This is a genomic window from Pseudomonas sp. 05N431 (assembly GCF_056397005.1).
This window is the reverse complement of the sequence record NZ_JBFTMN010000007.1, coordinates 115,717-142,457: the sequence shown is the minus strand read 5'-3', so window position 1 is coordinate 142,457 and position 26,741 is coordinate 115,717. Positions and strand designations below refer to the sequence as shown.

The 26,741-nt window shown below is 59.8% G+C and carries 24 protein-coding genes; 9 read left to right on the top strand and 15 right to left on the bottom strand.

Translation table 11 applies throughout. The annotated features are described in order from the left end of the window. Window positions 1-53 precede the first annotated feature (53 nt). The 3 genes from AC1DIG_RS14760 to AC1DIG_RS14750 all read left to right on the top strand — a co-directional run bounded on the left by AC1DIG_RS14760 (window position 54) and on the right by AC1DIG_RS14750 (window position 3,818). Window positions 54-1,184, top strand: coding sequence for a polysaccharide deacetylase family protein (locus tag AC1DIG_RS14760; protein ID WP_477767882.1), 1,131 nt, complete (start codon window positions 54-56; stop codon window positions 1,182-1,184). Window positions 1,185-1,355: 171 nt separating this feature from the next. After that, window positions 1,356-3,290, top strand: a complete 1,935-nt coding sequence (locus AC1DIG_RS14755; RefSeq protein ID WP_477767881.1) for a RecQ family ATP-dependent DNA helicase — start codon at window positions 1,356-1,358, stop codon at window positions 3,288-3,290. A gap of 96 nt (window positions 3,291-3,386) precedes the next feature. After that, window positions 3,387-3,818 carry an acyl-CoA thioesterase gene (locus tag AC1DIG_RS14750; protein WP_477767880.1) on the top strand — a complete coding sequence of 144 codons (432 nt, stop codon included), beginning with the start codon at window positions 3,387-3,389 and terminating at the stop codon, window positions 3,816-3,818. Window positions 3,819-3,882: 64 nt separating this feature from the next. Here the strand turns inward: AC1DIG_RS14750 and AC1DIG_RS14745 are convergent, their stop codons facing one another. The 5 genes from AC1DIG_RS14745 to yrfG form a co-directional block, all read right to left on the bottom strand. Further along, entirely contained in the window at window positions 3,883-4,368 is a 486-nt protein-coding gene (locus AC1DIG_RS14745; protein WP_477767879.1) for a glycine zipper domain-containing protein, read from the bottom strand. A gap of 335 nt (window positions 4,369-4,703) precedes the next feature. Beyond that, complete coding sequence (locus AC1DIG_RS14740; RefSeq protein WP_477767878.1) at window positions 4,704-7,052, bottom strand: FdhF/YdeP family oxidoreductase; 2,349 nt, start codon at window positions 7,050-7,052, stop codon at window positions 4,704-4,706. Continuing rightward, window positions 7,049-7,888 carry a formate dehydrogenase accessory sulfurtransferase FdhD gene (fdhD, locus tag AC1DIG_RS14735; protein ID WP_477767877.1) on the bottom strand — a complete coding sequence of 280 codons (840 nt, stop codon included), beginning with the start codon at window positions 7,886-7,888 and terminating at the stop codon, window positions 7,049-7,051. Before fdhD ends, AC1DIG_RS14740 begins: the two co-directional genes overlap by 4 nt. A 94-nt stretch (window positions 7,889-7,982) precedes the next feature. After that, entirely contained in the window at window positions 7,983-8,870 is an 888-nt protein-coding gene (locus AC1DIG_RS14730; RefSeq protein ID WP_477767876.1) for a LysR family transcriptional regulator, read from the bottom strand. A 187-nt stretch (window positions 8,871-9,057) separates the two neighbouring features. Further along, a complete protein-coding gene (gene yrfG, locus AC1DIG_RS14725; RefSeq protein WP_477767875.1) occupies window positions 9,058-9,720 on the bottom strand; it encodes a GMP/IMP nucleotidase in 663 nt (220 codons plus the stop codon). A gap of 88 nt (window positions 9,721-9,808) precedes the next feature. Here yrfG and nudE point away from each other — a divergent pair, with 88 nt between their 5' ends. Next, window positions 9,809-10,375 (top strand): ADP compounds hydrolase NudE, encoded by a 567-nt coding sequence (gene nudE, locus AC1DIG_RS14720; protein WP_477767874.1) that lies wholly within the window; start codon window positions 9,809-9,811, stop codon window positions 10,373-10,375. After that, window positions 10,372-11,208 carry a 3'(2'),5'-bisphosphate nucleotidase CysQ gene (gene cysQ / locus AC1DIG_RS14715; protein WP_477767873.1) on the top strand — a complete coding sequence of 279 codons (837 nt, stop codon included), beginning with the start codon at window positions 10,372-10,374 and terminating at the stop codon, window positions 11,206-11,208. The genes nudE and cysQ overlap by 4 nt, the downstream gene beginning before the upstream one ends. 106 nt (window positions 11,209-11,314) lie before the next feature. On the opposite strand, the gene AC1DIG_RS14710 is transcribed toward cysQ, so the two are convergent. From AC1DIG_RS14710 to AC1DIG_RS14665, 10 genes are all read right to left on the bottom strand, one after another. Then, the gene (locus AC1DIG_RS14710; protein WP_477767872.1) at window positions 11,315-11,770 is read right to left on the bottom strand and encodes a YiiD C-terminal domain-containing protein; all 456 of its coding nucleotides are present in this window, start codon (window positions 11,768-11,770) and stop codon (window positions 11,315-11,317) included. A 50-nt stretch (window positions 11,771-11,820) separates the two neighbouring features. Continuing rightward, window positions 11,821-13,224, bottom strand: coding sequence for a sigma-54-dependent transcriptional regulator (locus AC1DIG_RS14705; protein WP_477767871.1), 1,404 nt, complete (start codon window positions 13,222-13,224; stop codon window positions 11,821-11,823). After that, entirely contained in the window at window positions 13,221-15,029 is a 1,809-nt protein-coding gene (locus tag AC1DIG_RS14700) for a sensor histidine kinase (protein WP_477767870.1), read from the bottom strand. Before AC1DIG_RS14700 ends, AC1DIG_RS14705 begins: the two co-directional genes overlap by 4 nt. 36 nt (window positions 15,030-15,065) lie before the next feature. Continuing rightward, window positions 15,066-15,947: a dTDP-4-dehydrorhamnose reductase gene (gene rfbD / locus AC1DIG_RS14695; RefSeq protein WP_477767869.1), complete on the bottom strand. Its 882-nt coding sequence runs from the start codon at window positions 15,945-15,947 to the stop codon at window positions 15,066-15,068. After that, entirely contained in the window at window positions 15,944-16,492 is a 549-nt protein-coding gene (gene rfbC / locus AC1DIG_RS14690) for a dTDP-4-dehydrorhamnose 3,5-epimerase (RefSeq protein WP_477767868.1), read from the bottom strand. Before rfbC ends, rfbD begins: the two co-directional genes overlap by 4 nt. Continuing rightward, on the bottom strand, window positions 16,489-17,364 hold the full coding sequence (rfbA, locus tag AC1DIG_RS14685; RefSeq protein ID WP_477767867.1) for a glucose-1-phosphate thymidylyltransferase RfbA: 876 nt from the start codon (window positions 17,362-17,364) through the stop codon (window positions 16,489-16,491). The genes rfbC and rfbA overlap by 4 nt, the downstream gene beginning before the upstream one ends. After that, window positions 17,361-18,443, bottom strand: a complete 1,083-nt coding sequence (gene rfbB / locus AC1DIG_RS14680; RefSeq protein ID WP_477767866.1) for a dTDP-glucose 4,6-dehydratase — start codon at window positions 18,441-18,443, stop codon at window positions 17,361-17,363. The genes rfbA and rfbB overlap by 4 nt, the downstream gene beginning before the upstream one ends. A 218-nt stretch (window positions 18,444-18,661) precedes the next feature. After that, complete coding sequence (locus tag AC1DIG_RS14675) at window positions 18,662-19,276, bottom strand: DUF3916 domain-containing protein (RefSeq protein WP_477767865.1); 615 nt, start codon at window positions 19,274-19,276, stop codon at window positions 18,662-18,664. Window positions 19,277-19,345: 69 nt separating this feature from the next. After that, window positions 19,346-19,570 carry a DUF7683 domain-containing protein gene (locus AC1DIG_RS14670; protein WP_054595125.1) on the bottom strand — a complete coding sequence of 75 codons (225 nt, stop codon included), beginning with the start codon at window positions 19,568-19,570 and terminating at the stop codon, window positions 19,346-19,348. Continuing rightward, a complete protein-coding gene (locus AC1DIG_RS14665) occupies window positions 19,567-20,700 on the bottom strand; it encodes a colicin E3/pyocin S6 family cytotoxin (RefSeq protein WP_477767864.1) in 1,134 nt (377 codons plus the stop codon). Before AC1DIG_RS14665 ends, AC1DIG_RS14670 begins: the two co-directional genes overlap by 4 nt. Before the next feature lie 216 nt (window positions 20,701-20,916). Between AC1DIG_RS14665 and AC1DIG_RS14660 the strand changes: the two genes are divergently transcribed. From AC1DIG_RS14660 to AC1DIG_RS14645, 4 genes are all read left to right on the top strand, one after another. Then, window positions 20,917-23,829 carry an aminotransferase gene (locus AC1DIG_RS14660; protein WP_477767863.1) on the top strand — a complete coding sequence of 971 codons (2,913 nt, stop codon included), beginning with the start codon at window positions 20,917-20,919 and terminating at the stop codon, window positions 23,827-23,829. A gap of 302 nt (window positions 23,830-24,131) precedes the next feature. Beyond that, window positions 24,132-25,010 (top strand): N-carbamoylputrescine amidase, encoded by an 879-nt coding sequence (gene aguB / locus AC1DIG_RS14655; RefSeq protein WP_477767862.1) that lies wholly within the window; start codon window positions 24,132-24,134, stop codon window positions 25,008-25,010. Window positions 25,011-25,015: 5 nt separating this feature from the next. Then, on the top strand, window positions 25,016-26,122 hold the full coding sequence (gene aguA, locus AC1DIG_RS14650; RefSeq protein WP_477767861.1) for an agmatine deiminase: 1,107 nt from the start codon (window positions 25,016-25,018) through the stop codon (window positions 26,120-26,122). 247 nt (window positions 26,123-26,369) lie between these two features. Next, complete coding sequence (locus AC1DIG_RS14645; RefSeq protein ID WP_054595130.1) at window positions 26,370-26,570, top strand: hypothetical protein; 201 nt, start codon at window positions 26,370-26,372, stop codon at window positions 26,568-26,570. Window positions 26,571-26,741 lie beyond the last annotated feature (171 nt).

Below are 26,741 nucleotides of genomic sequence, written 5' to 3'. Positions count from 1 at the left end.
GTTGACCCCACAACGCGCCGCTATCGGCGCGTTGTGCATTTAAGGAGCTGAATATGCGGTTGCGGGCTTTTACTTTTTTACTGCTCGGTTGCCTGTGGGCAAACACTGCGCACGCGGTGGGTGCGGCGGTGTTCGCGACGATTGATCGTGGCGGCTGGCCAGGTTCGCTGGCCACTGAGGCGGGTTTTGATACGGCCTCGCGCGCCGAGATGCTGATGTTCGGCAAGGCGTTGCTGGCCAGTGAAGCACTGGACGAAAACGCCCTCAAGCAGCGTTTGGGTGTGAAGCAAGTCGAGTTCAAATCCGTGGAGCAGGTGCGCCAGCGTTTCTGGGACCGGTTGCTGAGCAACTACCGCAGCGCCAGCCAGAACTGCGAGGCCGAGCTGTTTTGTCCACAGGTGCGTGGCCTCGACGATTTGCGTCAGCAGGCGGCAGGATTCACCGGTCAAGTCGGCCCGGCCTATGCCGCATGGGCTGCGGGCAGTCGGGTGTTTCACGAGCAGTATTTGAACGAGCAACTGCGCCTGGCCGCATTGTTCCCGACGATCAGCAGCGAGATCGAGCGCTTCGACAGTGCCGAACTGACGGGTGATGAGTTGCCTGACCGGCAGTTTCTGCTGACGTTCGACGATGGCCCGAGTGGCATCGACAAGCACACCGATGCGGTGGCCAATGTGTTGCGGGCCAACAATCTGCACGGCGTATTCTTTGTGCTTGGCGAGCCCTTTCAGGCACGCTTGCGTAAATCTTCGCCAGACAAAATGCGCGAGTTGTACCAAGGCCAGTGCGTCGCCCTGCATGGCTGGGAGCACAAATCCCACAGCGCCTGGAGCGAGTGGCAGTCGTCGATCAACCGTTCGGTGACGCTGGTGCGCGGTACGGTTCCGGATGACTATCAGTCGTTGTTTCGCCCGCCTTATGGCCAGCGTCGCAGTGATAGCGCGGGGTTCTTCAAGGCTCAGGGGCTGAAAGTAATGCTCTGGGGCATCGACTCCCAGGACTGGAGCAAACAGATCAACGCAGACGCCGCGACCCAGCGCGTGCAGACCCTGATGCTGCTGTGGCGCCGCGGAATCATCCTGTTCCATGACATCCATGACAAAGCACCGAAAGCGGTTCCTGCGCTGATTGCGGCGAACCAGCGCAACGGCGTGAAGTGGGTCGACTGTCGGGCCCAGATGTAGGCTCGACTCATTCGTTTACGATCGTTCCACGCCCGGCGCGGAACGATCAGTGCGCCTGTAACATTCCCTCCCTGTATCATTCCGTATCTCTTTTGCGCCCGACCTTTTCTCGACTCGCTGCTTTGGCCGGCTAGGCTTTCGGCATGGCAGCAGTCAACGGAGTGACAGCTTATGCACAACACCCTCGAACAGGTCTTTGGTTATCCACAGTTTCGGCCCGGCCAGGAGGCGGCGGTCAGTGCGGTGTTGGCCGGGCGCTCGGCGGCAGCGATTTTCCCGACCGGCTCCGGCAAATCCTTGTGCTATCAGTTGCCGGCCTTGTTGCTGCCGCACCTGACACTGGTGGTGTCGCCGTTGCTGGCGCTGATGCAGGACCAATTGGCGTTCTTGCAGCGCCACGGCATTGTGGCGGCGAGTATCGATTCGGTGCAGAGCCGTGACGATGCCAATGAGGTGATGGCGCGGGCACGTTCCGGCGAATTGAAGATCCTGATGATTTCCGTGGAGCGCTTGAAGAACGAGCGCTTTCGCAACTTTTTGCAGCAAGTGCCGATCTCGTTGCTGGTGGTGGACGAGGCGCACTGTATCTCCGAGTGGGGACACAACTTCCGCCCGGACTACCTGAAGCTGCCGGACTACCAGCACCAGTTCAACATCCCGCAAACCTTGCTGCTGACCGCCACTGCCACACCCAAGGTGATCGCCGACATGCAGGCGAAATTCGCCATCGCGGCGGACGATGTGGTGACCACCGGTTTCTATCGGCCCAACCTGAATTTGCTGGTTGAGCCGGTGCGTGGCCAGGACAAGCGTCGGCGTCTGGTGGAGTGGATGGGCCAGCGTGCCGGGCAGCCGAGCATCGTCTACGTGACTTTGCAGAAAACCGCCGAGCAGATTGCCCAGCACCTGAGCCAAAACGGTCTTCAGGCCGAGGCCTATCATGCCGGTTTGCCCCATGAACAGCGGGAAGCGATCCAGCGTCGGTTCATGGGTGGGCAGTCCAATTGCATCGTCGCCACCATCGCGTTCGGCATGGGCATCGACAAGAGCGACATCCGCAACGTGGTGCATTTCGACTTGCCGAAATCCATCGAAAACTACAGTCAGGAAATCGGCCGTGCCGGGCGAGACGGGCAGCCTTCCGACTGCCTGGTGCTGGCCAACCGCGACAGCCTCAACGTGTTGGAAAACTTCGTGTACGGCGACACGCCGGAGCTGGATGGCATCCGCTGTGTGCTTGACGAACTGCAAGCGGCCGCACCGGATGGGCAGTGGGAGTTTTTGCTGGGACCGTTGGCCGACCAGAGCAATATTCGCCAACTGCCGCTCAAGACCTTGCTGGTTCAGCTTGAACTCAAAGGCTTGATCGCACCGCGTTACGCCTACTTTGCCGAATACCGTTTCAAGTTCCTGCTGGAGCCTGAGGCCTTGTTGGCACGTTTCGAAGGCGAGCGGCGGGACTTCGTCGAGGCGATCATCCAAACCTCCAGCCGTGCGCGAACCTGGGCCACGGTGAATTTCGATGCGCTGTACCAGCAGCATCAGGCCGAGCGCAGCCGGGTGGTCAAGGCGCTGGATTACTTTCAGGAGAAGGGCTGGGTCGAGCTGGAAAGCAAGCAGATGACCGAGGTCTACAGCCTGCTGATGGCGGACTTTGATGCTCTGGCATTGAGTGCCGAGTTGCATGGCTACTTCACGCAACATGAACGTACCGAAATCGCCCGGATTCACGCGATGCTCGATCTGTTCGCCACCGAGCACTGCCTCGGCTATCGATTGGCGCAGTATTTCGGCGACGAAAACGCGCCGCAGCAGTGCGGACATTGCTCGGTGTGCCATGGGCAGGTTGCCCGTCTGCCGGAGCCGCCTGAGCTGCCGACGCTTGTGGATAAAAACTTCGAGGCGCTGTGTGGCGACTTTATCCACAGGCACGAAGCGTACAACGGCCATGTGCCGAGTGCGGAACGGCTGACCCGGTTCTTGTGCGGTATCAGCGTGCCGCTGTTTACCAAGCTCAAGGCGCGAACGATTCCGGGGTTTGCGGCGCTGGAGGATTATCCGTATGCCGAGGTGCGCGACTGGGCGCAAACCCACCTGCCAAGCTGACGTACAGTCGTGATGCCAATACGGTCTGTGGGAGCGAGCTTGCTCGCGAAGAACGATAACGCGGTTTTCACCTTTCAATTCCAGGAACCGACACTGATGTCCAATCCGATGCCTCAACGCTCCGACTACCGTCACTTCCAGCCGATCATCACTCGTTGGCACGACAACGATGTCTACGGCCATGTGAACAACGTGACCTATTACAGCTTCTTCGACACAGCGGTGAATACCTACCTGATCGAAGTCGGTGGTCTGGATATTCATGACGGTGAAGTGGTGGGGTTTGTGGTGAGTTCGGCGTGCGATTACTTCGCCTCGATCGCTTTTCCCGAGCGTATTGAAATTGGTTTGCGGGTGGGCAAGTTGGGCAGCAGTTCGGTGCAATACGAATTGGCGGTGTTCAAGGCCGGGGAAGCGGACGCCTGCGCGGCAGGACGCTTTGTGCATGTGTTTGTGGATCGGGCCTCGAATCAGCCAGTGGCGATTCCTGCCGGGTTACGCAGGGCATTGGAGCAGTTGCTGGTGTGAAACGAAAAATCGCAGCCCGAGGGCTGCGACTTCTTGGAATCCGTTGCGTGACACTACTCGAGTATCAGTCGCGATAGTACCGGTGGTGATGCTTGCGATGGCCGTAAGCATGGCCACGACCGCGGTGGTCGTCGTCATAATCGCGGTAGTAACGGCGGCCACCACGGTCACGGCCACGGTCTTCGTCATAGCTGGTGTTGCCCATATGGTTACCCAGCGCACCACCCACGCCACCGCCGGCGGCTGCGCCGATCAGGCTGCCTGTGGTGCCGCCCATGCTGCGGCCGACCACGTTACCGCCGGCTGCGCCGAGCGCACCACCGATAGCGGCTTCGCCACGGCTGTGTCTGTTGGCACCTACCGCACTACCACCGGCGCCGCCCAAGGCTGCACCAATGGTCGAGCCGGTGCTGCCCCCCAGCGATTGACCAACCACTGAGCCAAGTACCCCGCCCAATGCGCCGCCAACACCTGCCTCGGCGGTGCCACCAGCAGACGCGGCGCCACTGATCAGGCCAAGGGACAACAAGAGAATCGAGGAGAACTTCATGAGAGGAGCCTCAAAGGGATGACGGCGCGATCCTGAGGCTGTGTCGTGATAGTTACAATCGAAATCCGACGAGTAACACGACTTGTGCACAATTTGCTAAGTTATTGTTTTATAGACGGAACTTTATGGATTTTCGCGGGTCTTTTGCTACTTGCGAGAGGCCGCTTTAATACAAAAGCGGCCTTTTTTGTGGGCGTTTGAAAAGCACGGAACAGTGTTTGCCTGCGGACGCCATCGCGAGCAAGCTCGCTCCCACCATTGAAACTCAATGAACGCAGATGTTGCGTCCGACGAAGGTTCATTGTGGGAGCGAGCTTGCTCGCGATGGCGGTGTGTCAGGCAGACTTCGCCATGATCAACCCGGTCTCGCTTGCCGCTTCCAAACGGATTGCAACGAACTTCGAGGTCGGTGTGTGGCTGCCATCACCTATGCTTTCCAGCGGCACCAGCGGGTTCACTTCCGGGTAATACGCGGCAGCTTGTCCGGCGGGAATATCGAACGCCAGCAAGGTGAAGCCTTTGACGCGACGCTCACGACCGTCATCCCAGATCGACACGATATCGGCTTTCTGTCCCGGTTTGAAACCCAGGCGAATGATGTCGGCTTCGTTGACGAACAGCACGTCACGCTGACCCTTGACCCCACGATAGCGGTCGTCGAGACCGTAAATGGTGGTGTTGTACTGATCGTGAGAGCGCATCGATTGCATGATCAGGTCCGGTAATTGCCCGGTGGCGCGGGTGCGCTCGTGTACCAGATCGGCCGGCAGGATATTCGGCCGGAAATTGGCGCGACCCGACGAAGTGTTCCAGCGCCGGGCACGTGCGCTGTTGCCCAGATAGAAGCCGCCCGGGTTCTCGATCTTCTGGTTGAAGTCCTTGAAACCCGGAATAGTGTCGGCAATCAGTTCGCGGATACGGCGGTAATCGGCTACCAGCCAATGCCAGTCGACAGGCGTGGCACCCAAGGTCGCGGCGGCGATACCGGCGATGATCGACGGCTCCGAACGCATCTGTTTCGACAGCGGCTGCAGCTGGCCGTTGGAGGCGTGAACCATGCTGAACGAATCTTCGACCGTTACTGCTTGCGCCCCTTCGGTCTGCAAGTCGATGTCGGTGCGGCCCAGGCACGGCAGGATCAGCGCTTCTTTACCGTGCGCCAGATGGCTGCGGTTGAGCTTGGTGCTGATCTGCACGGTGAGGTCGCAATTGCTCAGGGCCTGGAAGGTCCGTGGGCTGTCCGGCGTGGCTTGGGCAAAGTTGCCGCCCAGACCGATGAAGACTTTCGAGCGACCGTCGAGCATCGCGTGGATGGCCTCGACCACGTTGTGACCATTCGCTCGTGGCACCTTGAACTGGAAGCGCCGCTCCAATGCATCGAGGAAGAACGCCGGTGGACGTTCGTTGATGCCCATGGTCCGGTCGCCTTGCACGTTGCTGTGCCCGCGCACCGGGCACAGGCCTGCGCCCGGCCGGCCAATGTTGCCGCGCAGCAGCATCAGGTTGGCGATTTCCTGGATGGTTGCCACCGAGTGCCGGTGCTGGGTAATGCCCATGGCCCAGCACATGATCACATTCTTGCCTTTGGCGTACATGCGCGCCGCTTGCTCGATCTCTTCCAGAGTCAGCCCGGACTGCTCGACGATCTGCTCCCACGAGGTGTCGTCGATCTCGCCCAGGTAGTCGAGCACGCTGGCGGTGTGTTCGTTGAGGAAGTCGTGGTCGAACACCGATGGCGCGTCGGTTTGTTGCGCCTCGCGTTCCCATTGCAGCAGGAACTTGGCCATGCCGCGCAGCAGCGCCATGTCGCCGCCCAACGCTGGACGGAAGTACGCGGTGTTGGTCGGCTTGTCACCGTTGGTGAGCATTTCGATCGGGTGCTGCGGGTGCTGGAAGCGTTCCAGGCCACGCTCTTTGAGCGGGTTGATGCACACCACCTGGGCACCGCGTTTCACCGCTTCGCGCAGCGGTTCGAGCATCCGTGGATGGTTGGTGCCGGGGTTCTGGCCCCAGACGAAAATCGCGTCCGCGTGTTCGAAGTCGTCGAAGGTCACGGTGCCTTTGCCGACACCGACACTCTGCGCCAGGGCCACACCGCTGGCCTCGTGGCACATGTTCGAGCAGTCAGGGAAGTTGTTGGTGCCGAACGCACGGACGAACAGCTGATAGAGATACGCCGCTTCGTTGCTGGCGCGGCCCGAAGTATAGAACTCGGCCTGATTCGGACTCGACAGGTTCTGCAGGTGTTTACCGATCAGTGCGAAGGCGGCTTCCCAACTGATGGGGGTGTAACGGTCGGTTTCGGCGTCGTAGCTCATCGGCTCGGTCAGCCGGCCTTGATACTCGAGCCAGTAGTCGCTCTGCTCCAGCAACGAGCTGACGCTGTGCTTGGCGAAGAATGCGGCATCGACCCGGCGCTTGGTGGCTTCCCAGTTGACCGCTTTGGCGCCGTTCTCACAGAACATCACCATGCCCTTTTCCGGAGAGTCGCCCCAGGCGCAACCGGGGCAGTCGAAGCCGCCGTTCTGGTTGGTCTTGAGCATTATGCGGAGGTTTTTCAGCGCGTTATCGCTGGTCAACCAGGCCTGGGCGACGCTGATCAGAGCGCCCCAGCCACCGGCTGGGCCTTTGTAGGGCTTGTATCGAGGGACGGGTTTCTGGTCGGCTTGACGATGTTGACTCACGCTTGGTTCTCCGTCGCAGGGCTATAGACCCGCGGCGCACTTTTTTGCGGCAGGTGGATAAGATTGAGGTTGTGCCGGCGTGCCCATTGTACGGCCAGGCCGGTGGGCGACGACAGGCTGACCAGGGTCTGAATGCCGGCGCGCAGCACTTTCTGGATCAGTTCGAGGCTGCAACGGCTGGTGACAATCACCAGTCCGCCCGCCATCGGGATGTTCTGGCGGATCAGCGCGCCAATCAGCTTGTCGAGCGCGTTGTGCCGGCCGATGTCTTCACGGCCCAGCAGCAACTCTCCCTGGTTGTTCATGAACACAGCGGCGTGCACTGCGCCGCTGTATTGGCCCAATGGCTGGAATGCACCGATGCGCTGGCGCAGGCCTTCAAGCCATTGTGCGGGGGGCAAAGGTGCGCCGGGCAATACGTCGAGTTGTGGCAAGGCTTGCTCCACCGCTTCGACGCCACAGAGTCCACAACCGCTGGTACCGGCCAGTTGTCGGCGCTGCTGCTTGAGGTTCCAGAACGCGCGGCTGGAAATGCTGACCTGCGCGTACTGTGCCGAACCGGACCCGCTGAGTTGCAGGTCATAGAGGTCGGACACGTCACTGATGATCCCGCTGCCCAGGCTGAAGCCGACGATGAAGTCTTCCAGATCGGTCGGGGTGACCAGCATTACCGCCTGGCTGATGCCGTTGTAGGCGATCGCCAACGCCACTTCCTCAGCGAGTGCGGTGCTGGCTGATTCGCTGTGGTCGAGGTTGCAATACTGATAGTTCTGACTGGCGGCGGGCGTAGGCATTTCGAGGGCGGGCGCCCCGCAGACCGGACGCTTGGCTTTCATGGGGCAATACCGGCGGTTTATCCAGCCTTAAGCCTAGGCGCGTCAATGTGTCACGTCTAATCGCTATTACTGATCTACCGATAGATGGCGTCGATCAAGAGCTCGTCAGTGATTTCTGATAGTGCGTGAAACACGCTTCAGCCAATGCCGAGCGCGGTGCACCGCGGCGCATGATCAGCCCCAGTCGGCCAAGGGTTTGCGCATTTTCAATCGGTTGCAGGCGCAAATGCTCGGTCAATGTTTCGAGTCCACCTTCCAGTGGCATCACTGCGCAGCACAGGCCGCCGTGCACAGCTTGCAACAATTGATGGACCGCATCGGTCTGCAACAACGGCTGCGGGTTGAGGCCACGGCTGTGGAAGTTGTGGTCGATGGACTGGCGAAAGTGCATGCCGCTTGTGAGCATGCCCAAGGGCAGTTCGATCAGTGCCTCCCAGCTCAAGGGCTTTTCACCGAAGCTGAAAAAGCGCTGGTCGTAGAGCAGGCCCATGCGGGTTTCGCTGAAGGCCAGTGAGTCGAAACGCTCGCTGTCGAGGCGTTCGAGATACGACACGCCGAGGTCCAGGCGATTGTTCCCCAAGTGTTCGAGGATCTGCTCGGAACTCAAGGCCGAGAGTTCGAAGCGCAGGTTCGGGTGTTCGGCGTGCAGTTGTTGCATCAGTGGCAGCGGATCAAAACTCGATAGCGGCACCACGCCCAGGCGCAAGGTGCCGACCAGGTTGCCGCGACAGGCTGCGGCCTCGGCCTGCAAACCGTCGCAGGCGGCCAGTACGGTACGCGCCCAGGCCAGCACCCGCTCGCCCGGCGCGGTGAAACCTTCGAAGCGCTGGCCACGATTGACCAACGGCAGATCGAGTTCTTCTTCAAGGCTGCGCAAGCGCATCGACAGGGTGGGCTGAGTGATGTGGCAGCGCGCAGCGGCTTGGCCGAAGTGTCGGGTTTCGTCGAGGGCGATGAGGAATTTCAGCTGTTTGATGTCCATCGTCGCTCCGTGGCGCAGGCAAAGGGCGCGATTCTAGCGCTTGTGTCGAACTTGAGTCATTGGTCGGTTGAGGCCGCTATCGCGAGCAAGCTCGCTCCCACACTGGGTCTCACTGATTCACACATTTGTGCAAACAACGGATATCTAATGTGGGAGCGAGCTTGCTCGCGATGCAGGCGACTCGATCTCAGAGCCCTGCCATGAGCTCGCGATAGTCTCTAACCGCTGCAAATTCCGCGGTGTCTTTCGGCTCTTTGCGGCTGTCCGGCTGGCTCACGGCCAACAGATGTGCCACGCCAAAGTCCCGTGCACTGCGCAGGATCGGCAAGGTGTCGTCGATAAACAGGCTGCGGCCTGGGTCGAAGTCGATGTCTGCGCGCAAGGCGTCCCAGAATTGCGGGTTTTCCTTGGCGAAACCGTAATCGTGGGAGCTGATCAGCCGCTCGAAATAAGGCGCCAGTTCGACTCTTTCCAGCTTCAGCGACAACGAGTCTCGGTGGGCGTTGGTGATCAATATCACGCGCTTTCCAGCCCGCTTGATCGCTGCCAGAAAGGTATCGGCATCCGGGCGCAACGCGATCAGATGGGCTGTCTCGAGTTTCAACTCGCGTACCGGCAGCTTCAGCTCGGCGCTCCAGAAGTCCAGGCAATACCACTGCAACTGACCGGCGTTACGCTCGAACAACGGCTGCAATTCAAGCTCGGCCATGGCCCGACTGACACCATGCAGCTCGGCATAACGCTTGGGCAGGTGTTCCATCCAGAAGTGATTGTCGTAGTGCAGGTCCAGCAGCGTGCCGTCCATATCCAGCAGAACGGTATCAATGTCGCGCCAGGGCAGTGATGGCATTGAAAACTTCTCCAGCGGTAAAAAGATATCCGACATAAACAATCAAGAAAGCCGCGTTATAGTACCGCGTTCACGCCAAGGAGCCGTCATGCGCCAGAAACCCGAAGTATTAGCCCGCGAGATCGTCGCCACCAGCCGCTTGTTCTGCGTTGAAGAGGTGCAGCTGCGCTTTTCCAACGGCGTCGAGCGCACCTATGAGCGATTGGTCGGCAAGGGCGCCGGGTATGGCGCAGTGATGATCGTGGCGATGCTCGATTCCGACCATGCGGTGCTGGTTGAAGAATACTGCGGCGGAACCGATGCCTATGAACTGTCGCTGCCCAAGGGCTTGATCGAACCTGGCGAGGATGTATTGGCAGCGGCCGAGCGTGAGCTCAAGGAAGAGGCCGGTTTTGGCGCACGGCAACTGGAGCATCTGACCGAGCTGTCGCTGTCGCCCGGTTACATGAGCCAGAAGATTCAGGTGGTGTTGGCGACTGACTTGTACGAAGAAAGCCTTGAAGGCGACGAGCCGGAGCCGATGCGCGTGGATCGGGTCAATCTGCGAGAACTCGCGGCGCTGGCGCAGAACCCGCAGTTCACCGAAGGCCGTGCCTTGGCGGCGTTGTACCTGGCCCGTGATCTATTGACCCAGCGTGGAGTGTTTCAACCGTGAGTGATTTCCCCCAGGTTCATCCTTTGCTGGCCCCCGTGGTCGAGTTGGCGTTGAAGGCCGGCGAGGTCATCCTGCCGTTCTGGCGCACGGGCACGGACGTAACCACCAAGGCTGACGATTCGCCGGTCACCGCCGCCGATCTCGCCGCTCATCATCTGATTCTGGCAGGGCTGACAGCGCTTGACCCGAGCATCCCGGTGCTCTCGGAAGAAGACGCTGACATCCCGCAAGCCGTGCGCGCCGAGTGGCGACGCTGGTGGTTGGTCGATCCGCTGGATGGCACCAAGGAGTTCATCTCCGGCAGTGAAGAATTCACCGTCAACATCGCGCTGATCGAACAGGGACGTGTGGTGTTTGGCGTAGTGTCGATGCCCACCAACAGCCGCTGCTACTTCGGCGGCGCCGGGCTCGGGGCCTGGCGCGCTGACAAGGATGCCGCGCCGCTGCCGATTCAGGTCCGTGACGTGCCGCCTGCCGGCGAAGCGTTCACCGTGGTTGCCAGTCGTCGACATTCAAGCCCTGAGCAGGAGCGTTTGCTGGCCGGGTTGAGTGGCAGTCTGGGCGAACTGCAACTGGCCAATATCGGCAGTTCGCTGAAGTTTTGCCTGCTGGCGGAAGGCGCGGCGGATTGTTATCCACGGCTGGCACCGACCTCTCAGTGGGACACGGCTGCCGCGCAAGGCGTGCTGGAAGGCGCGGGTGGCGAGGTGCTTGAATTGAGCGGTGAGCCGTTCAGTTATCCGGCGCGAGAGTCGTTGCGGAATTCGTTTTTCCTGGCGCTGCCGGCCAAAGCTGCGTGGCGCGAGAAGCTGCTGGAACTGGCCCGTTCCTGAGAGCTGATCGTTCCCACGCTCTGCGTGGTAACGCCTCTAGGGACGCTCCGCGTCCAGTGACGCGGAGCGTCACGGGCTGCATTCCCACGCAGAGCGTGGGAACGATCTACCGATGCAACACGTACTGCCCGGTAAACGTCACCGCATCCTCATCGCTATCGACGTTGACGACCCGCGTATGCAACGTCAACCGTGCCCGGCCATAACGTTGATACATCGCCAAAAACTTCTTCCACACCGCCGCACTTGGCGCAGCGCAGATTGCAATGCCGTCACGGGTGACCGGCAGCGGATAGCTGATCCGGCCTTCCTGAATCACGATGTGCCCGCCCTCGACGCCTTCTTCGCGCAGGCGCAAATGCAGCCAGCCCCAACCTGCCAGCACCGCGCCGCAATACAGGCTGCCGCCGAACATGGTGCTTTTGTGATTGAAATTGGCCGCCAGCGGTAACTGCAAGCGCAGTTGTTGTGATTGCCAGTCGAGTACCTTGAGGCCCATATCCCGCGTGAGGGGAATGTCGCGATGGAGGACGGATTCCAGGTGACGACTGTCGCGGTTCATGCGCGGGCCTCGCAGTGTGGGACGTTTGGGTGAAGGTTAGTCGGCGTGGCTCAATCAAGCTCGTCGGCATTGCTGTTGGCGCCAGCGCCATCGGCGAAGTTCAAGCCGTGTTTGCGCAGTTTGTCATGCAGGGTTTTGCGTGGAATACCCAGCGCTTCGGCGACACTGCGCAGTGAGCTGTGAGAGCGCGCCAGTTCGGCGGCGATCAGGTTCTTTTCGAAGCTTTCCACCTGCTCGCTCAGATTACCGCTGAGCACAGCGCTGTGCGGCGCAGCACTGCCATCCGGAACGCTGTTGTCCAGCGCCAGTTCCAGACCCAGGGCGAATCGCTCGGCGGCGTTTTGCAGTTCACGGACGTTGCCGGGCCAGGAATGGCGCAACAGCAGGGCCCGTTGCCCGGGTTGCAGTTCGTGGGGTGGCAAGCCATGGCGCTCACTGGCTTCGTTGGCGAAATGCTGGAACAGCATCAGCGCGTCTTCGCCGCGTTCGCGCAGCGGTGGAATGCGCAGTGGTGCAACGTTCAGACGGTAGTACAAGTCCGCACGAAAACGCCCTTGATCCGCCGATTGGCGCAGGTCTTCCTTGGTCGCGGCGATGATCCGGATGTCCAGCGGGATCAGCTGATTGCCCCCCAAACGCTCGACCACCCGCTCTTGCAGCAAACGCAGCAGTTTCACCTGCACATCCAGGCTCATACTTTCGATTTCATCGAGGAACAGCGTGCCGCCGTTGGCGAATTCGAATTTGCCGATCCGGCGCTTTTGCGCGCCGGTGAAGGCACCGGGTTCGTGGCCGAACAACTCGCTTTCGACCACCGATTCGGCTAGCGCCCCGGCGTTGATTGCTACGAACGGGCCATTGCGTCGGCTCGACAGGTCATGCAGGGCACGGGCCACCACCTCCTTGCCGGCACCGGTTTCACCGAGGATCAGCACGTCGGCCTTGGTCGGTGCCAATGCGCCGATTTGTTCGCGCAGGCGCTGCATCGGCGCCGATTGCCCGACCAGTCGGGTGCTCAGTTCATTGCGATCGCTCAAGGCCAGCCGCAGGCTGCGGTTATCCAGCACCAGTTGGCGCAGGGCCAGGGCACGGCGCACGCTGTCGAGCAATGCGTCACTGGCGAACGGCTTTTCGAGAAAGTCATAGGCGCCGGTACGCATCGCCTGTACCGCCAGCGGCACATCGCCGTGGCCGGTGATCAGTAATACCGGCAGCTCCGGGTCCTGGACGTGCAATTCATTCAACAGTTCAAGACCGTCCATGCCCGGCATGCGAATGTCACTGACCACCACGCCCGGCCAGTCGCGCTCAAGGCGCGAAGCGAGGCCCTTGGCTTCGGCCAACGGGAGGATTTTCAGGCCGGCGAGATCCAGCGTCTGGCTCAGGGCCTGGCGCAGATGCGGATCATCGTCGATCAGCACGACCTGGATACGGTTGTCTATGAGGTTGCTCATTCACTGCGGTCCTCGGACGGTTGCAGACTTACACCGGGTGCGCCCGCGCGCAGCCGCAGGGTGATCAGGGCGCCGCCCTCCTTGTGGTTGGCGAACGACAGTTCACCGCCGAAGGCGCGCATCAACGTGTCGCAAATGGCCAACCCCAGCCCAAGGCCCTGAGTGCGGGTCTTGGTGGTGTAGAACGGTTCACCGGCGCGACCGAGGGCCTCCATGCAGAACCCCGGGCCGTTATCGCGAATGTACAGGTTGACGCCATCGGCGGTGGATTCGGCACTCAACCAGAGTTTACGGGGTGGGCCTTTTTCGGTCAGGGCGTCGAGGGCGTTGGCCAGTAGATTACCAAGCACCTGGCGCAGACGGGTTTCGCCGGCCTCGACCCACAGCGTGGCCGCCGGAAGGTCACGGATCAGTTCGACTTCCATGCTTCGCCGCCGTTTGGCCAGCAACGCCAGGGCATCGTCCAGCGCCGGTTGCAGCGCAACGCTTTCCGGGGCGTGACGGTCGCGACGGGCGAAGGCGCGCAGGTGGGCGATGATCGAAGCCATGCGCCCGGTCAGCTCGCTGATCAGTTTCAGGTTGCCGCGGGCGTCGACGGTGCGCTGGTGGTCGAGCAGCACTTCGGCGTTTTCCGCGTAGCTGCGAATGGCTGCCAGCGGTTGATTGAGCTCATGGCTGATGCTTGCCGACATGGTGCCGAGCGCCGAAAGTTTGCCGGCCTGGACCAGATCGTCCTGGGCGCGCACCAGCTCCTGTTGCGCCTGTTCGCGCTCCAGCACTTCCTGTTTGAGACGGCGGTTGAGCCCTTCGAGGTCGCTGGTTCTTTCGGCGACGCGCGCTTCCAGTTCGCGGCGGGTCTTGGCCTCGAACGCGATGCGCTGCAAGTAGTGGCGACGGCGTTGCATCATCAGCCCCAGCAGCAACATCAAGACCAGCAGTGTCGCCCCGCCGATGGCCACCACCGTGCGCACCGGGCGGTCGATCAGGGTTCTGGGCGCGAGGATACTGACGCTCCAGCCGGTCTCTTCGATTTGCTGGGTCTGGATCAGCCAAGCGTCCGGGTTGAGGTTCAGAGGTTGCGGATCACGGGTCGGATAGGGCTGGATGGCGGTGATCGCCGTGCGTTCCTCGTCAGTCAGCGGACGGGTCGCCCTGAAGCGCCATTCCGGGCGTGAGGTGATGATGACCACCCCGTTGTGATCGGTCAGCAGCAGTTGCTCCGGGGTTTTGCCCCAAAGGCTTTCGGTGTGGTCGAGGTCGACCTTGACCACCAGCACGCCGATGATCTGCTCGCCATCGCGCACGGCGCCGGCAAAGAAATAACCGCGTTTGGCCGACGTCGTGCCCAGGCCGAAAAAGCGCCCGAGACGACCTTGCATGGCTTCGCTGAAGTACGGCCGGAAGGCAAAGTTACGCCCGACAAAACTGTCGTGTTTGTCCCAGTTGGAGGCTGCCAGGGTCTTGCCGTGAGTGTCCATCAGGTACATGACTTCGGCGCCAGTCTGGGCGCGGATGTCCTTGAGCAGGCGATTGGCGTTGTCGGTGGCCAGCGGCTCATGTGGCGCGGCAAGAACGGCACGCAAGGCCGGCAGATCACCGAGGATCTGCGGCAAGACTTCATAACGGTGCAGCGTCCCCAGCAGGTTGGCGACGTAGAGGTCCAGCGTCTGGCGGTTTTGCCCGACCAGCTCGCTGCGGTAATAACGTTCGGCCAGGTGCTGCAGTGGCCACAACAACGGCGCCAGGCACAGAGCGAGCAGCGCCAGGCTACGCCAGCGGGGTCTGCGGGGGAGTGGTGGAGTCATAAGCATCGGGCGCCTGAAGGTACAGGCGCATTATGCCTAGGCTTGTTCGGCAAGACACTCGCGCAACGCGTCGCGCCAGTCGGGCTGACTGACCTGCCATTGTTGTTGCAGAAGGCAGCAATCCAGACGCGAGTTCAGTGGGCGAGCGGCAGGCGTCGGGTAGTCGCGGCTGGGGATCGCTTCCAGGCTGGCGCAGGTCTTGTGTTGCGCCTGCAAATGTTCGGCAATGGCCTGGGTGAACCCGAACCAGGACGTTTCGCCTTGGGCGGTCAGGTGGTAAGTGCCCCAGTCACCGGCTTGCCCCGACTGCCAGCGCTCTATCAAGGCGCGCGTGCTGGTGGCGATGGTGCCGGCCCAGGTCGGTGCGCCGATCTGGTCGGCAACGATGCGCAAATGCGGTTTCTCTTGCAGCAGCCGTTGCATGGTCAGCAGGAAATTGCGCCCGTGGGTCGAGTAGACCCAACTGGTGCGCAGAATCAGGTGCTGACCGTTGACGGCGCGGATGGCCTGCTCACCAGCCAGTTTGCTGGCGCCGTAGACGCCCAGTGGGTGGGGTTCGTCGGTCTCGGTATAAGGCGAGGCTTTGCGGCCGTCGAACACGTAGTCGGTTGAGTAGTGAATCAGCGGGATACCCAGTTCCAGAGCCAGCTCGGCGAGCACGCCTGGCGCTGTGGCATTTATGGCAAACGCCAGCTCGGGTTCACTTTCCGCTTGATCGACTGCTGTATGTGCGGCGGCATTGATGATCAGATTCGGACACACGTGGCGAACCTGCTGACGGATCTGCTCTGGATGTGCCAGGTCGAGCTGATCGCGCCCCAGCACGATCAATTCGCCGAGCCCTTTGAGGCGACGTTGCAGCTCGATGGAAACCTGACCGTGCTGGCCGTTGATGAGGATTTTCAGGGGCGCGCTCATGGGAATAGATCGGCTTCTTGCAGGGATTTTCCGACTTGATCCTTCGCCGATAGTTGCGGTACTTCGCCGTCGAGCTGCCAGTCTATGGCCAGTGTCGGGTCATTCCAGGCGATGCAGCGTTCGGCGCTGGGAACGTAGTAATCGGTCGTTTTATAAAGGAACTCGGCGTAATCACTCAGCACCCGAAAACCGTGGGCAAACCCTTCGGGGATCCACAGTTGACGGTTGTTCTGATCCGACAGGCGGACGCTGGCCCAGCGCCCGAAATTTGGCGAGCTGCGGCGGATATCCACCGCCACATCGAGTACCTCGCCAGCAGTCACTCGCACGAGTTTTCCCTGGGTGTGCTCCAGTTGATAGTGCATACCACGCAGAACACCTTTTTGTGAGCGTGAATGGTTGTCTTGAACGAACTCGCGCTTGAGCCCGGTCGCTTCCTCGAAAGCACGCGCATTGAAGCTTTCGTAAAAAAAACCGCGCTCGTCGCCAAAGACCTTCGGTTCAATAATCAGAACACCGGTCAGGTCGGTAGGTACCACTTTCATTGCTTTTCTCCAGCAACGGTAAACAGGTATTGGCCATAGCCGGTTTTGCCAAAATATCGGGCCCGCTCAAGCAAGTGCTCGCGACTTATCCAGCCGTTCTGATAGGCGATCTCTTCGAGACAGGCGACTTTCAGACCTTGGCGATGCTCAATGGTCTGTACATATTGCGAAGCTTCCAACAGGCTGTCATGGGTGCCGGTATCGAGCCAGGCAAAGCCTCGACCGAAACGTTCCACCTGCAGATCGCCGCGTTGAAGATAAGCGTTGTTGACGTCGGTGATTTCCAGCTCGCCGCGGGCGGAGGGTTTCACAGCCTTGGCGATCTTGATGACGTCGTTGTCGTAGAAGTAGAGTCCGGTAACGGCGTAACTGGACTTGGGTTCTTGCGGTTTTTCTTCGATCGACAGCGCACGCCCTTCGCTATCGAAGTCAATCACCCCGAACCGTTGAGGATCCTTGACCCAGTAGCCGAAAACCGTGGCACCTTTTGTCTTGCGAGCGGTGCTGAGCAGTTGTCCGCCGAAGTGCTGACCATGGAAAATATTGTCGCCAAGGATCAGGCACACCGAATCGTCACCGATAAACTCCTCGCCAATCAGGAATGCCTGGGCAAGGCCGTCCGGAGACGGTTGTTCGGCGTAACTGAAATGCACCCCGAACTGGCTGCCGTCACCCAGCAGATTGCGGTATTGCGGCAGGTCCTGAGGGGTGGAGATCAGCAGGATGTCTTTGATGCCTGCGAGCATCAGCACCGAGATCGGGTAATAGATCATCGGTTTGTCGTAGACCGGCAACAGTTGTTTGGATACTCCGAGTGTGATCGGGTGCAGACGGGTACCAGAGCCACCTGCCAGAACAATTCCCTTCATCATGCGATCAAGTCCTTGAAGTCAGTGAAACCCAGGCGTTGGCCTTGATAGCTCCCATCCTGGACCCGTTGGCACCAGTCTAGGTTATCTAGGTACCACTGCACGGTTTTACGCAGACCACTGGCGAAAGTTTCTTCGGGTACCCAACCCAGCTCGCGTTCGATTTTGCTGGCGTCGATGGCGTAACGCTGGTCGTGGCCGGGGCGATCCTGGACAAAAGTGATCAGGTCGGCGAAGTGCTCGACGCCTTCAGGTTTTTGCGGCGCCAATTCTTCCAGCAGGTTGCAGATGCTGCGTACCACGTCGATGTTTTTCTGTTCGTTGTGGCCGCCGATGTTGTAGGTCTCACCGACTACACCGTTGGTCACCACGGTGAGCAGTGCGCGAGCATGATCCTCGACGAACAGCCAGTCACGCACTTGCAGGCCGTTGCCGTATACCGGCAGTGGCTTACCGGCGAGGGCATTGAGGATCACCAGTGGAATGAGTTTCTCGGGGAAGTGGAACGGCCCGTAATTGTTCGAGCAGTTGGTCAGCAGCACCGGCAAACCGTAGGTACGCTGCCAGGCGCGGACCAGATGGTCGGACGCTGCCTTGCTGGCGGAGTACGGCGAGCTCGGCGCATAGGGCGTGGTTTCGGTGAACAGGTCGTCGACACCATGCAGGTCGCCATACACCTCGTCGGTTGAAATGTGGTGAAAGCGAAAGCTGCTTTTCTCGGGCTCCGCCAAGCTGTTCCAGTAGGCACGAGTGGCCTCCAGCAGACTGTAGGTACCGACGATGTTGGTCTGGATGAAGTCCGATGGGCCGTCGATGGAGCGGTCGACATGGGACTCGGCCGCCAGGTGCATGATCGCGTGCGGCTGGAACCGAGCCAGTACCGCGCTGACGGTGGCCTGATCGACGATATCGGCCTGCACGAATTCATAGCGGGTGTTGGTGGCGATACTGCTCAGTGACTCTAGATTGCCGGCGTAGGTCAGCTTGTCCAGGTTGAGCACTTCATGTTCAGTGTGGCGGATCAGGTGGCGAACCAGCGCCGAGCCGATGAAGCCGGCACCGCCGGTGATGAGAATGCGCATGAGGAGTTGCCTTTTCCGTCGAACGATTAAGCGTATGGATCATAGCTTGTCGGCAGGAGGGGGCGCGTACAAGAGGGGTGTTAGTCGGATTTTGGTTTTTATGAGGTTTTGTTGAGCTGCGGGAGGTGGGATTGCGGGCAAACCATGTTCCTGCGATCGCTGTAGGAGCAAGGCTTGCCCGCGATGGCGGCCTGGCATTCGCCTAAAAATGAAATGTCCTAGCCGAAAAGTTCAGGGTTTTCAGCGCGGAAGGATTTAAAGGTTTTGTATCTCCAGCTCTCTTTCTCGGAGCCATCATCCGCTTCATCGACTTCGCCGAAGTACCAGTGCTCGGATTCAAACTTTTGTCCGTCTTCGTTCTCGTGAACAAAGTGGAAACCCACTTCATTCATTCCCGCAGGGACGGTTAAACCCCATTCGGTGGCGAGGCTTTTGTCAGTGATGCGGGTTTGGCAGAAATGTTCGTAGTCGAATGGAAGTACATGACCGCGATAACGGCTCATGTCGGTGAAAATGCAAATTTCGCTGGAAAACATGTCAGGTGTGATGATTGACGCGACTATCCGGCAGTTGATGGTGTCTTCGGGTCTGGCTTGAAGCAGGTGATGGGCGGCATAGATGAGTTGTTGAGCGCATTCCTTTTGAATGGCGAAGGTGGTTTGTTTCCCTTCAACCAAGGTTTCCAGGACCGGAATTTTTCGGTTTGCATAGCCATGTTCCACGGGGAGTTCGTCCGGGAAGTAACCTTCGTAGCTGGCTGCCCAGGCAGCAAGAGCGCGGAGGCGGCGTGGGATGTTGCGGACTTTTTTGTCTGAAAATGCAATTCGGCGCATGAGTAGTAATTACCAAGCGTAGCGTTTATTAGGTGCAAAGCGTTTCAACCAAAGCCCGGTAAGCGGGCTTTACGCGTCACAAGAAAGATAGAGCTCAACATTCCTTGGCAGAGATTGTGAGATAAGCCTCTCAATGCCGCTTATTTGTTGAGCAGTGAGTTTGTAGTCATACAGGTAGTCGTTCTCATTTTCCCAACCCATAACGGGCTGGAGCTCAGCTACGGTCACGTTGAGTTCGATCTCTGCCGAAATTGAGTCGCTACCGTGCGGTACCACTAGAATTAAATGTTTCATGGTTCTATCCATCTTTTTGGATCGGCGTCTTTGGTGCGTTCCCCGGTAATCGGGTCGAACTCGCCAAGATGTTTTCCACGTTTGGTGTATTTCTCTACTTTGCCCCGTTCGAAGTCCCACTCGTAGATATAGCTATGAGGCTCCTTCCAGCGTGGTCGAAGTCCGCCGCCCCCTCGAATGGGGGTTTTCGGTGGGGCACGAACAGCGTCAGGAAAGGCAGGCAGAAATGTAGGTTTCTGATGGTACTGATGATCTCCAGGCCGAACACTCACCACCACATAAAGCGGTCTAACCCCGGAATCCTCAGGAAACACCAGGATGAAATCCTGATACTCCGGCGGGTAGATCGGGTTGACCAATATGTCGTTGCTGGCCTTGGTTGGAGGATAGACCCAGATGTTCGGCGCTTGCGGTGCGGCCTCCAGTGCGGGGATGCCGAGGGTGTCGGCGGGGTCGATTGCCGGGGTCCAGATCAGTTCCAGACCTTCGCCGAATACGGCGACCTGTCGGGCTTCTCGTGTCTGGAACTGAATGACCGGAATCCGTTGCCATTCGGCGTTGTTGCCGGTGTAGAAGCCGTAGCCCTTGAGGGTGCCGTCTGCCTGTTGCTCGATGCGTAGGCGCACCCGTGAGTTGGCTTGTTCAAGCGAGCGCAGTTGCTCTTCGCTGTAGAGGGCGCTGTCGCCCAGCTCGGAGGGCCAGAGCAGGGCGACCAGGCCGGTTAGCAAGCCGGCGGCAACAGTGCCGCCGACTGCTGTGACACCGCTGACCGATGACCCTGCCAGAGCAAGGCCACCAAGGCCGATTGGCAATGCACTGCCGCTGATTTTCTTCAGCGGCACGGCGCCAGAGCTGTCGGTCTCTCGTCCGCCCAGCAGGGCGAAGTTTCCGTAATCCTTCAACGCATCCAGCGGCACGAAACCGGAGGGATTGGCGTAATTGATGATGCCGTCCGGCAACTTGCAGGATTTGGCGAAAACGCAGCCCAGCGGTTTGTTGGGGGCGGGATCAGCGGGTTGATTCGCCGGTAAATCGGCAATCGGCGGATACAGGTTGGGTGATGGCGGCGGCTGCAAAATACGGCGGCGCAGCTGTTCTTTGTACGTCAGCGGGTATGAGCGTTCTGGCATGTGCGGCGGGCTTCCCTGTGCATGGAAGGCAGCCTAGGGGCGCACGAAAGCGCCGAACATTCCTCGGGTTCGACACACTCCGTGGGAAAGTTCACCGCTGTGTGGCATGGCGTGAAAGCCCCCGCCGTTATCGATCACGGACCGGTATAAGGGGGTTGCGTATCGCGGTCAGCAGTGGCGATATAGACGCCTTATAAAAATTCCAGGGGTCGTTGTATGTTGCTCGCCACGTTGATTCATCGTGCCAGTCTGCCCAGCCCGCAAGTCACCGCGCAGCAAGCGCTGGAGCTGCTGCGCGAGCACTACGGCCTGAGCGGGACGTTGCAGTCGCTGGGCAGCCAGCAGGATCTCAACTATCGGCTCGACAACGACCAGGGCCGTTTCGTCCTGAAAATCTGCCGGGGTGACTACGCGGCGCTGGAACTCCACGCCCAGCACGCGGCCCTCAAACACCTGGGCTCGCAGCCGGGGTTGCATGTGCCGCGGGTGATTCCGGCGAAAAACGGCGAGGACCTGCTGACCCTGGAACTTGCCGGGCAAGCACTGCATGTGCGTTTGCTCGATTACATCGAAGGTCAATCGCTGACCCACCTCAAGCACCTTGGCCATGATCTGGTTGCCGGCCTCGGCCAACTCTGTGGCGAAATGGATCTGGCGTTGGCCAGGTTCGAGCATCCGGGACTTGAGCGCACCTTGCAGTGGGACGCCCGACACGCCAATGCGTTGATCAACCACCTGCTGCCGGTGATCCGCGATGAGCGACAGAGAGCATTGATCGCCGAGGCTGCGCAACAGGCCGAGCGGCATTTGCAGCCGCTGATGGCGAAGTTGCCGGTGCAGGCGATTCACATGGACATCACCGATGACAACGTAGTCTGGAAACGGGACCGGCAACGTCACTGGCAGTTGCAGGGCGTCATCGATTTTGGCGATCTGATTCGTACCTGGCGCATTACTGATCTGTCGGTGACCTGCGCTGCGCTGTTGCATCATGCCGACGGCGATCCGCTGTGCATTTTGCCGGCGGTGCAGGCTTACCACGCGGTCAATCCACTGACGTATGAAGAGTTGCAGGCGCTGTGGCCGCTGATCGTCGCGCGGGCGGCGGTGCTGGTGCTCAGCGGTGAGCAACAGGTCAGCATTGATCCGCAGAATCATTACAGCCGCGACAATCTGAACCACGAGTGGGAGATTTTCCGTGTCGCGACCTCGGTGCCGTTTGAACTGATGGAAGCGGCGATTCTGGTTGCGGTCGGCCAGTCGTTGCCGGCGATTGCCAGCCAGGGGTTTGCGCCGTTGCTGCCGAGCCTGGTGGGTCGCGAGTTTGCCTTGATCGACCTCGGTGTCTTGAGCCCGCATTTCGAAGCGGGCAATTGGGAGCAGGACGGCATCGATCAACATCTGCTGGTCGAAGCGGCGGCAGCCCATGGCCTGGCGGCCAGTCGTTACGGGCAATACCGTTTATCGCAGACGCGTCCGGACAGCGCCGTCGAGCCGGATACGTGCCCGCTGCACGTTGACTTGCAGGTACCGCAGGGCACAACGGTTGAAGCGCCCTTTGCCGGCGTCGTGCACCTGAGCACCGACGGCCGCGTGCAACTGGACAGCGCACAATTGAGCGTGCGCCTGTGGGGCGTCAAACCCTCACTGCACACCGGTGCGGCAGTGCTCAAAGGGCAGGTGCTGGGCGAGGTCGGCGGCGCGTTGCGGGTTCAGCTCTGCCGTGGCGCCGAACTGAATCCACCGCTGTTTTGCTCACCGTCCCGCGCACCTGCCTGGCAGGCGTTGTGCCCATCGCCCGCGGCATTGTTGGGACTGGCTTGCGACGCTGAGGTCGAACTCGATCCGCACACTTTGCTGGCGCGTCGCGATGCAAGTTTTGCCCGTTCGCAAAAACACTATTACGTCGATCCACCGCGCATCGAGCGTGGCTGGCGCAATCACCTGATCGACATGCAGGGCCGCTCCTACCTGGACATGCTCAACAACGTTGCGGTGCTCGGTCACGGTCATCCACGCATGGCGGCCGAAGCCAGCCGTCAGTGGTCATTACTCAACACCAACTCGCGTTTTCACTATGCGGCCATCGCCGAGTTCTCCGAGCGATTGCTGGCGCTTGCACCCGACTCGATGGATCGGGTGTTTCTGGTCAACAGCGGCACCGAGGCCAATGACCTGGCGATTCGTTTGGCGTGGGCCTACAGCGGCGGTCGCGACATGCTCAGCGTGCTTGAGGCGTATCACGGCTGGTCGGTAGCCGCCGATGCGGTGTCGACGTCGATCGCCGATAACCCCAAAGCTCTCAGCAGTCGTCCGGACTGGGTGCATCCAGTGACGGCACCGAATACCTATCGTGGCGAGTTCCGTGGCCTCGACAGCGCACCGGACTACGTGCGCAGCGTCGAACACAACCTGGCGAAGATTGCCGAGCAGAAGCGGCAATTGGCAGGCTTCATCTGTGAGCCGGTATACGGCAACGCCGGTGGAATCTCTCTGCCACCGGGTTACCTGAAACAGGTGTATGCGCTGGTTCGCGCGCAGGGTGGCGTGTGCATCGCCGACGAAGTGCAGGTCGGTTACGGCCGCATGGGCAAGTTCTTCTGGGGTTTTGAAGAGCAGGGCGTGGTGCCGGACATCATCACCATGGCCAAAGGCATGGGCAACGGCCAGCCATTGGGCGCGGTCATTACCCGTCGCGAAATCGCCGAGGCGCTGGAGGCCGAAGGTTATTTCTTCTCGTCGGCTGGCGGCAGCCCGGTCAGCTGCCGTATCGGCATGGCGGTGCTGGATGTGATGAAGGAAGAGAAACTCTGGGAAAACGCCCAGATCGTTGGCGGGTATTTCAAGGAGCGGCTTGAGGCGTTGATCGACCGCCATCCTTTGGTGGGCGCGGTGCATGGCTCCGGTTTCTATCTGGGCGTGGAGCTGATTCGCAACCGCGAAACCCTGGAACCGGCCACGGAAGAAACCACGGCGTTGTGCGACCGCCTGCGCGAGTTGGGCATTTTCATGCAGCCGACTGGCGATTACCTGAACATCCTCAAGATCAAACCACCGATGGTGACCACGCGACACAGTGTGGATTTCTTTGTCGATACCTTGTCGAAAGTCTTGGACGAAGGCCTCTAAACACACTCCCCTTGTGGGAGCGAGCTTGCTCGCGATGAGGCCGGCACATTCAATATCAATATTGACTGTCAGGCCGCCATCGCGAGCAAGCTCGCTCCCACAGGGATTGTGCTAAGTTCGATTGTTATCGGGTTTTTGTAAGGTATTTTTGATAAAGTGAATGCGTTCAGCTTTTAAAGTCGATTTTTATCGGTTATAAAGTCGCCTAACGTCACGGCGTGAATCACCGCGCCTGGCCGTTCCCATTTCTGTCATCGGTCGATGCCACAATCGACCCCCTGCGCCCGCCCAGGAGATGCTTCATGAGTCGTATCGTTACCGTCGCCGCTACCCAGATGGCTTGTTCCTGGGACCTTGAAGCCAACATCGAGACCGCCGAGAAGCTGGTCCGTGAGGCCGCAGCCAAAGGCGCACAGATCATCCTGATCCAGGAATTGTTCGAGACCCCGTACTTCTGCCAGAAGCCGAACCCGGACTACCTGCAACTGGCCACATCAGTTGAAGACAACGTGGCGATCAAGCACTTCCAGAAAGTCGCCAAAGAACTGCAAGTCGTGCTGCCGATCAGCTTCTTCGAACTGGCGGGTCGCGCACGCTTCAACAGCATCGCGATCATCGATGCCGATGGCAGCAACCTCGGGATTTATCGTAAAAGCCACATCCCGGACGGTCCTGGCTACCACGAAAAGTACTACTTCAACCCGGGCGATACCGGCTTCAAAGTCTGGAATACCCGTTACGCGAAAATCGGCGTGGGCATCTGCTGGGATCAGTGGTTCCCGGAATGCGCCCGCAGCATGGCGTTGCAGGGCGCGGAAATCCTGTTCTACCCAACCGCCATCGGCAGCGAACCGCACGACAAGACCATCTCGTCCCGCGACCACTGGCAGCGCGTTCAGCAAGGCCATGCCGGCGCCAACCTGATGCCGCTGATTGCCAGCAACCGCATCGGCAATGAAGAGCAGGATGGCTACGACATCACCTTCTACGGCTCCTCGTTCATCGCCAACCAATTCGGCGAGAAAGTTCAGGAGCTCAACCAAACCGAAGAAGGCGTATTGGTTCAGAGCTTCGACCTCGACGAGCTGGAGCACATCCGCAGCGCCTGGGGTTCGTTCCGTGACCGTCGTCCAAACCTGTACGGCGTAATCAAAACCCTCGACGGTTCCCTGGAGTCCTGATCGCTATGACTACTTTGCACAGCACACCCCGCGCTGACGGTTTTTACATGCCTGCCGAGTGGGCGACCCAGACCCAGACCTGGATGGTCTGGCCGGAGCGTCCGGACAACTGGCGCCTGGGTGGCAAGCCGGCGCAGGCCGCTCACGTTGCGGTGGCCAAGGCCATCGCGCGTTTTGAACCGGTGACTGTTGCCGTCTCGGCGGCCCAGTACGAAAACGCCCGGGCGCGCCTGGACGTGCCGAATATTCGCCTCGTCGAGATGTCCAGCGACGACGCCTGGGTCCGTGATACCGGCCCGACCTTCGTCATCAACAACAGCGGCGAAGTCCGTGGCGTCGATTGGGACTTCAACGCCTGGGGCGGTTTTGATGGCGGTCTGTATTCGCCGTGGAATCGTGACTCGCAAGTGGCCGGAAAGATCCTCGAGATCGAGCGCAGCCCGCGTTACCGCACCGAAGGTTTCGTGCTCGAGGGCGGTTCGATCCACGTCGATGGCGAAGGCACGCTGATCACTACCGAAGAGTGCCTGTTGAACCGCAATCGCAATCCGCACATGAACCGTGCCGACATCGAAGCGGTGCTCAGCGCACAGCTGGCTGTGGATAAAATCATCTGGCTGCCGGATGGTTTGTTCAACGATGAAACTGACGGTCATGTGGATAACTTCTGCTGCTATGTGCGTCCCGGTGAAGTGCTGCTGGCCTGGACCGACGATCCGCAGGATCCGAACTACCCGCGTTGCCAGGCCGCAATGAAGGTGCTGCAAAGCACCAAGGACGCCAAGGGCCGCCCATTTAAGGTGCACAAAATGCCGATTCCGGGGCCGCTTTACGCGACCGAGGAAGAGTGCGCCGGTGTCGACCCGGTGGACGGTACCCAGGAACGTAACCCTTCAGTGCGCCTGGCCGGTTCCTACGTGAACTTCCTGATCGTCAACGGCGGCATCATTGCGCCGAGCTTTGACGATTCGCTGGACGCGCAAGCCAAGGAAATCCTCCAGAACCTGTTCCCGCAGCACGAAGTGGTGATGGTGCCAGGGCGTGAACTGTTACTGGGTGGCGGCAATATCCATTGCCTTACCCAACAACAGCCAGCACCGCACAAAGGTTGAGTGAAGTTGTAACAATTGGTGGCACTGGATTAATGGGGACTATGCCCGGTTTATTCGAGTGACCCCTTATCTAACCCGCAGCTCCTATGGACTGCGGGTTTTTTTACGTCTACATGCCGGCCAGGCAGGTACTTTGGCATAGCTCTTGTATCTATCTGAGAGCAATTCTCGGGAATGTAGAACCGCGTTGTTCTGTCATAAACCTTGGATAAGTTAGCCGCTCACGAACCAGGAGAGAGCGCCGGAAATGAATATGGTCAGCGAGCGGACATCGCATCCCTTGGCAATGAATGGCGAATCGCTTCAGGTGCTGGCGCAATGGTTGAAATCCAACGGAACGCGACAGGTCAGAGAACCTGACCCGCGCAGGATGATGATCGAGCGTTATCCCGCTGGTTTATTCAGTGAGGCAGAACTTGAAGCCTTGTGGGATGTGATTGAAGGATAGAAAGCAAAGGATTGGTAAAGCGCTGCCCGGATGGCAGCGCTTTTTTTTTGTCCTTAAAAAACGCGGGTTCCGGATTGTTCCAACCTTCAGTGGCCAAGCAGGCCATTCGACCGATCTGCGAAACAGACTAAAAGCCATTACGGCGTTTTTCTCTCTCCGTCGTAGGAATAG

Excerpts from the sequence above, each read along its gene's own strand:
- AC1DIG_RS14760 (WP_477767882.1), top strand. The coding sequence starts at position 54 with ATGCGGTTGCGGGCTTTTACTTTTTTACTGCTCGGTTGCCTGTGGGCA.
- AC1DIG_RS14755 (WP_477767881.1), top strand. The coding sequence starts at position 1,356 with ATGCACAACACCCTCGAACAGGTCTTTGGTTATCCACAGTTTCGGCCC.
- AC1DIG_RS14750 (WP_477767880.1), top strand. The coding sequence starts at position 3,387 with ATGTCCAATCCGATGCCTCAACGCTCCGACTACCGTCACTTCCAGCCG.
- AC1DIG_RS14745 (WP_477767879.1), bottom strand. The coding sequence starts at position 4,368 with ATGAAGTTCTCCTCGATTCTCTTGTTGTCCCTTGGCCTGATCAGTGGC.
- fdhD (WP_477767877.1), bottom strand. The coding sequence starts at position 7,888 with ATGAAAGCCAAGCGTCCGGTCTGCGGGGCGCCCGCCCTCGAAATGCCT.
- AC1DIG_RS14730 (WP_477767876.1), bottom strand. The coding sequence starts at position 8,870 with ATGGACATCAAACAGCTGAAATTCCTCATCGCCCTCGACGAAACCCGA.
- yrfG (WP_477767875.1), bottom strand. The coding sequence starts at position 9,720 with ATGCCATCACTGCCCTGGCGCGACATTGATACCGTTCTGCTGGATATG.
- nudE (WP_477767874.1), top strand. The coding sequence starts at position 9,809 with ATGCGCCAGAAACCCGAAGTATTAGCCCGCGAGATCGTCGCCACCAGC.
- AC1DIG_RS14710 (WP_477767872.1), bottom strand. The coding sequence starts at position 11,770 with ATGAACCGCGACAGTCGTCACCTGGAATCCGTCCTCCATCGCGACATT.
- AC1DIG_RS14705 (WP_477767871.1), bottom strand. The coding sequence starts at position 13,224 with ATGAGCAACCTCATAGACAACCGTATCCAGGTCGTGCTGATCGACGAT.
- AC1DIG_RS14700 (WP_477767870.1), bottom strand. The coding sequence starts at position 15,029 with ATGACTCCACCACTCCCCCGCAGACCCCGCTGGCGTAGCCTGGCGCTG.
- rfbD (WP_477767869.1), bottom strand. The coding sequence starts at position 15,947 with ATGAGCGCGCCCCTGAAAATCCTCATCAACGGCCAGCACGGTCAGGTT.
- rfbC (WP_477767868.1), bottom strand. The coding sequence starts at position 16,492 with ATGAAAGTGGTACCTACCGACCTGACCGGTGTTCTGATTATTGAACCG.
- rfbA (WP_477767867.1), bottom strand. The coding sequence starts at position 17,364 with ATGATGAAGGGAATTGTTCTGGCAGGTGGCTCTGGTACCCGTCTGCAC.
- rfbB (WP_477767866.1), bottom strand. The coding sequence starts at position 18,443 with ATGCGCATTCTCATCACCGGCGGTGCCGGCTTCATCGGCTCGGCGCTG.
- AC1DIG_RS14675 (WP_477767865.1), bottom strand. The coding sequence starts at position 19,276 with ATGCGCCGAATTGCATTTTCAGACAAAAAAGTCCGCAACATCCCACGC.
- AC1DIG_RS14670 (WP_054595125.1), bottom strand. The coding sequence starts at position 19,570 with ATGAAACATTTAATTCTAGTGGTACCGCACGGTAGCGACTCAATTTCG.
- AC1DIG_RS14665 (WP_477767864.1), bottom strand. The coding sequence starts at position 20,700 with ATGCCAGAACGCTCATACCCGCTGACGTACAAAGAACAGCTGCGCCGC.
- AC1DIG_RS14660 (WP_477767863.1), top strand. The coding sequence starts at position 20,917 with ATGTTGCTCGCCACGTTGATTCATCGTGCCAGTCTGCCCAGCCCGCAA.
- aguB (WP_477767862.1), top strand. The coding sequence starts at position 24,132 with ATGAGTCGTATCGTTACCGTCGCCGCTACCCAGATGGCTTGTTCCTGG.
- aguA (WP_477767861.1), top strand. The coding sequence starts at position 25,016 with ATGACTACTTTGCACAGCACACCCCGCGCTGACGGTTTTTACATGCCT.
- AC1DIG_RS14645 (WP_054595130.1), top strand. The coding sequence starts at position 26,370 with ATGAATATGGTCAGCGAGCGGACATCGCATCCCTTGGCAATGAATGGC.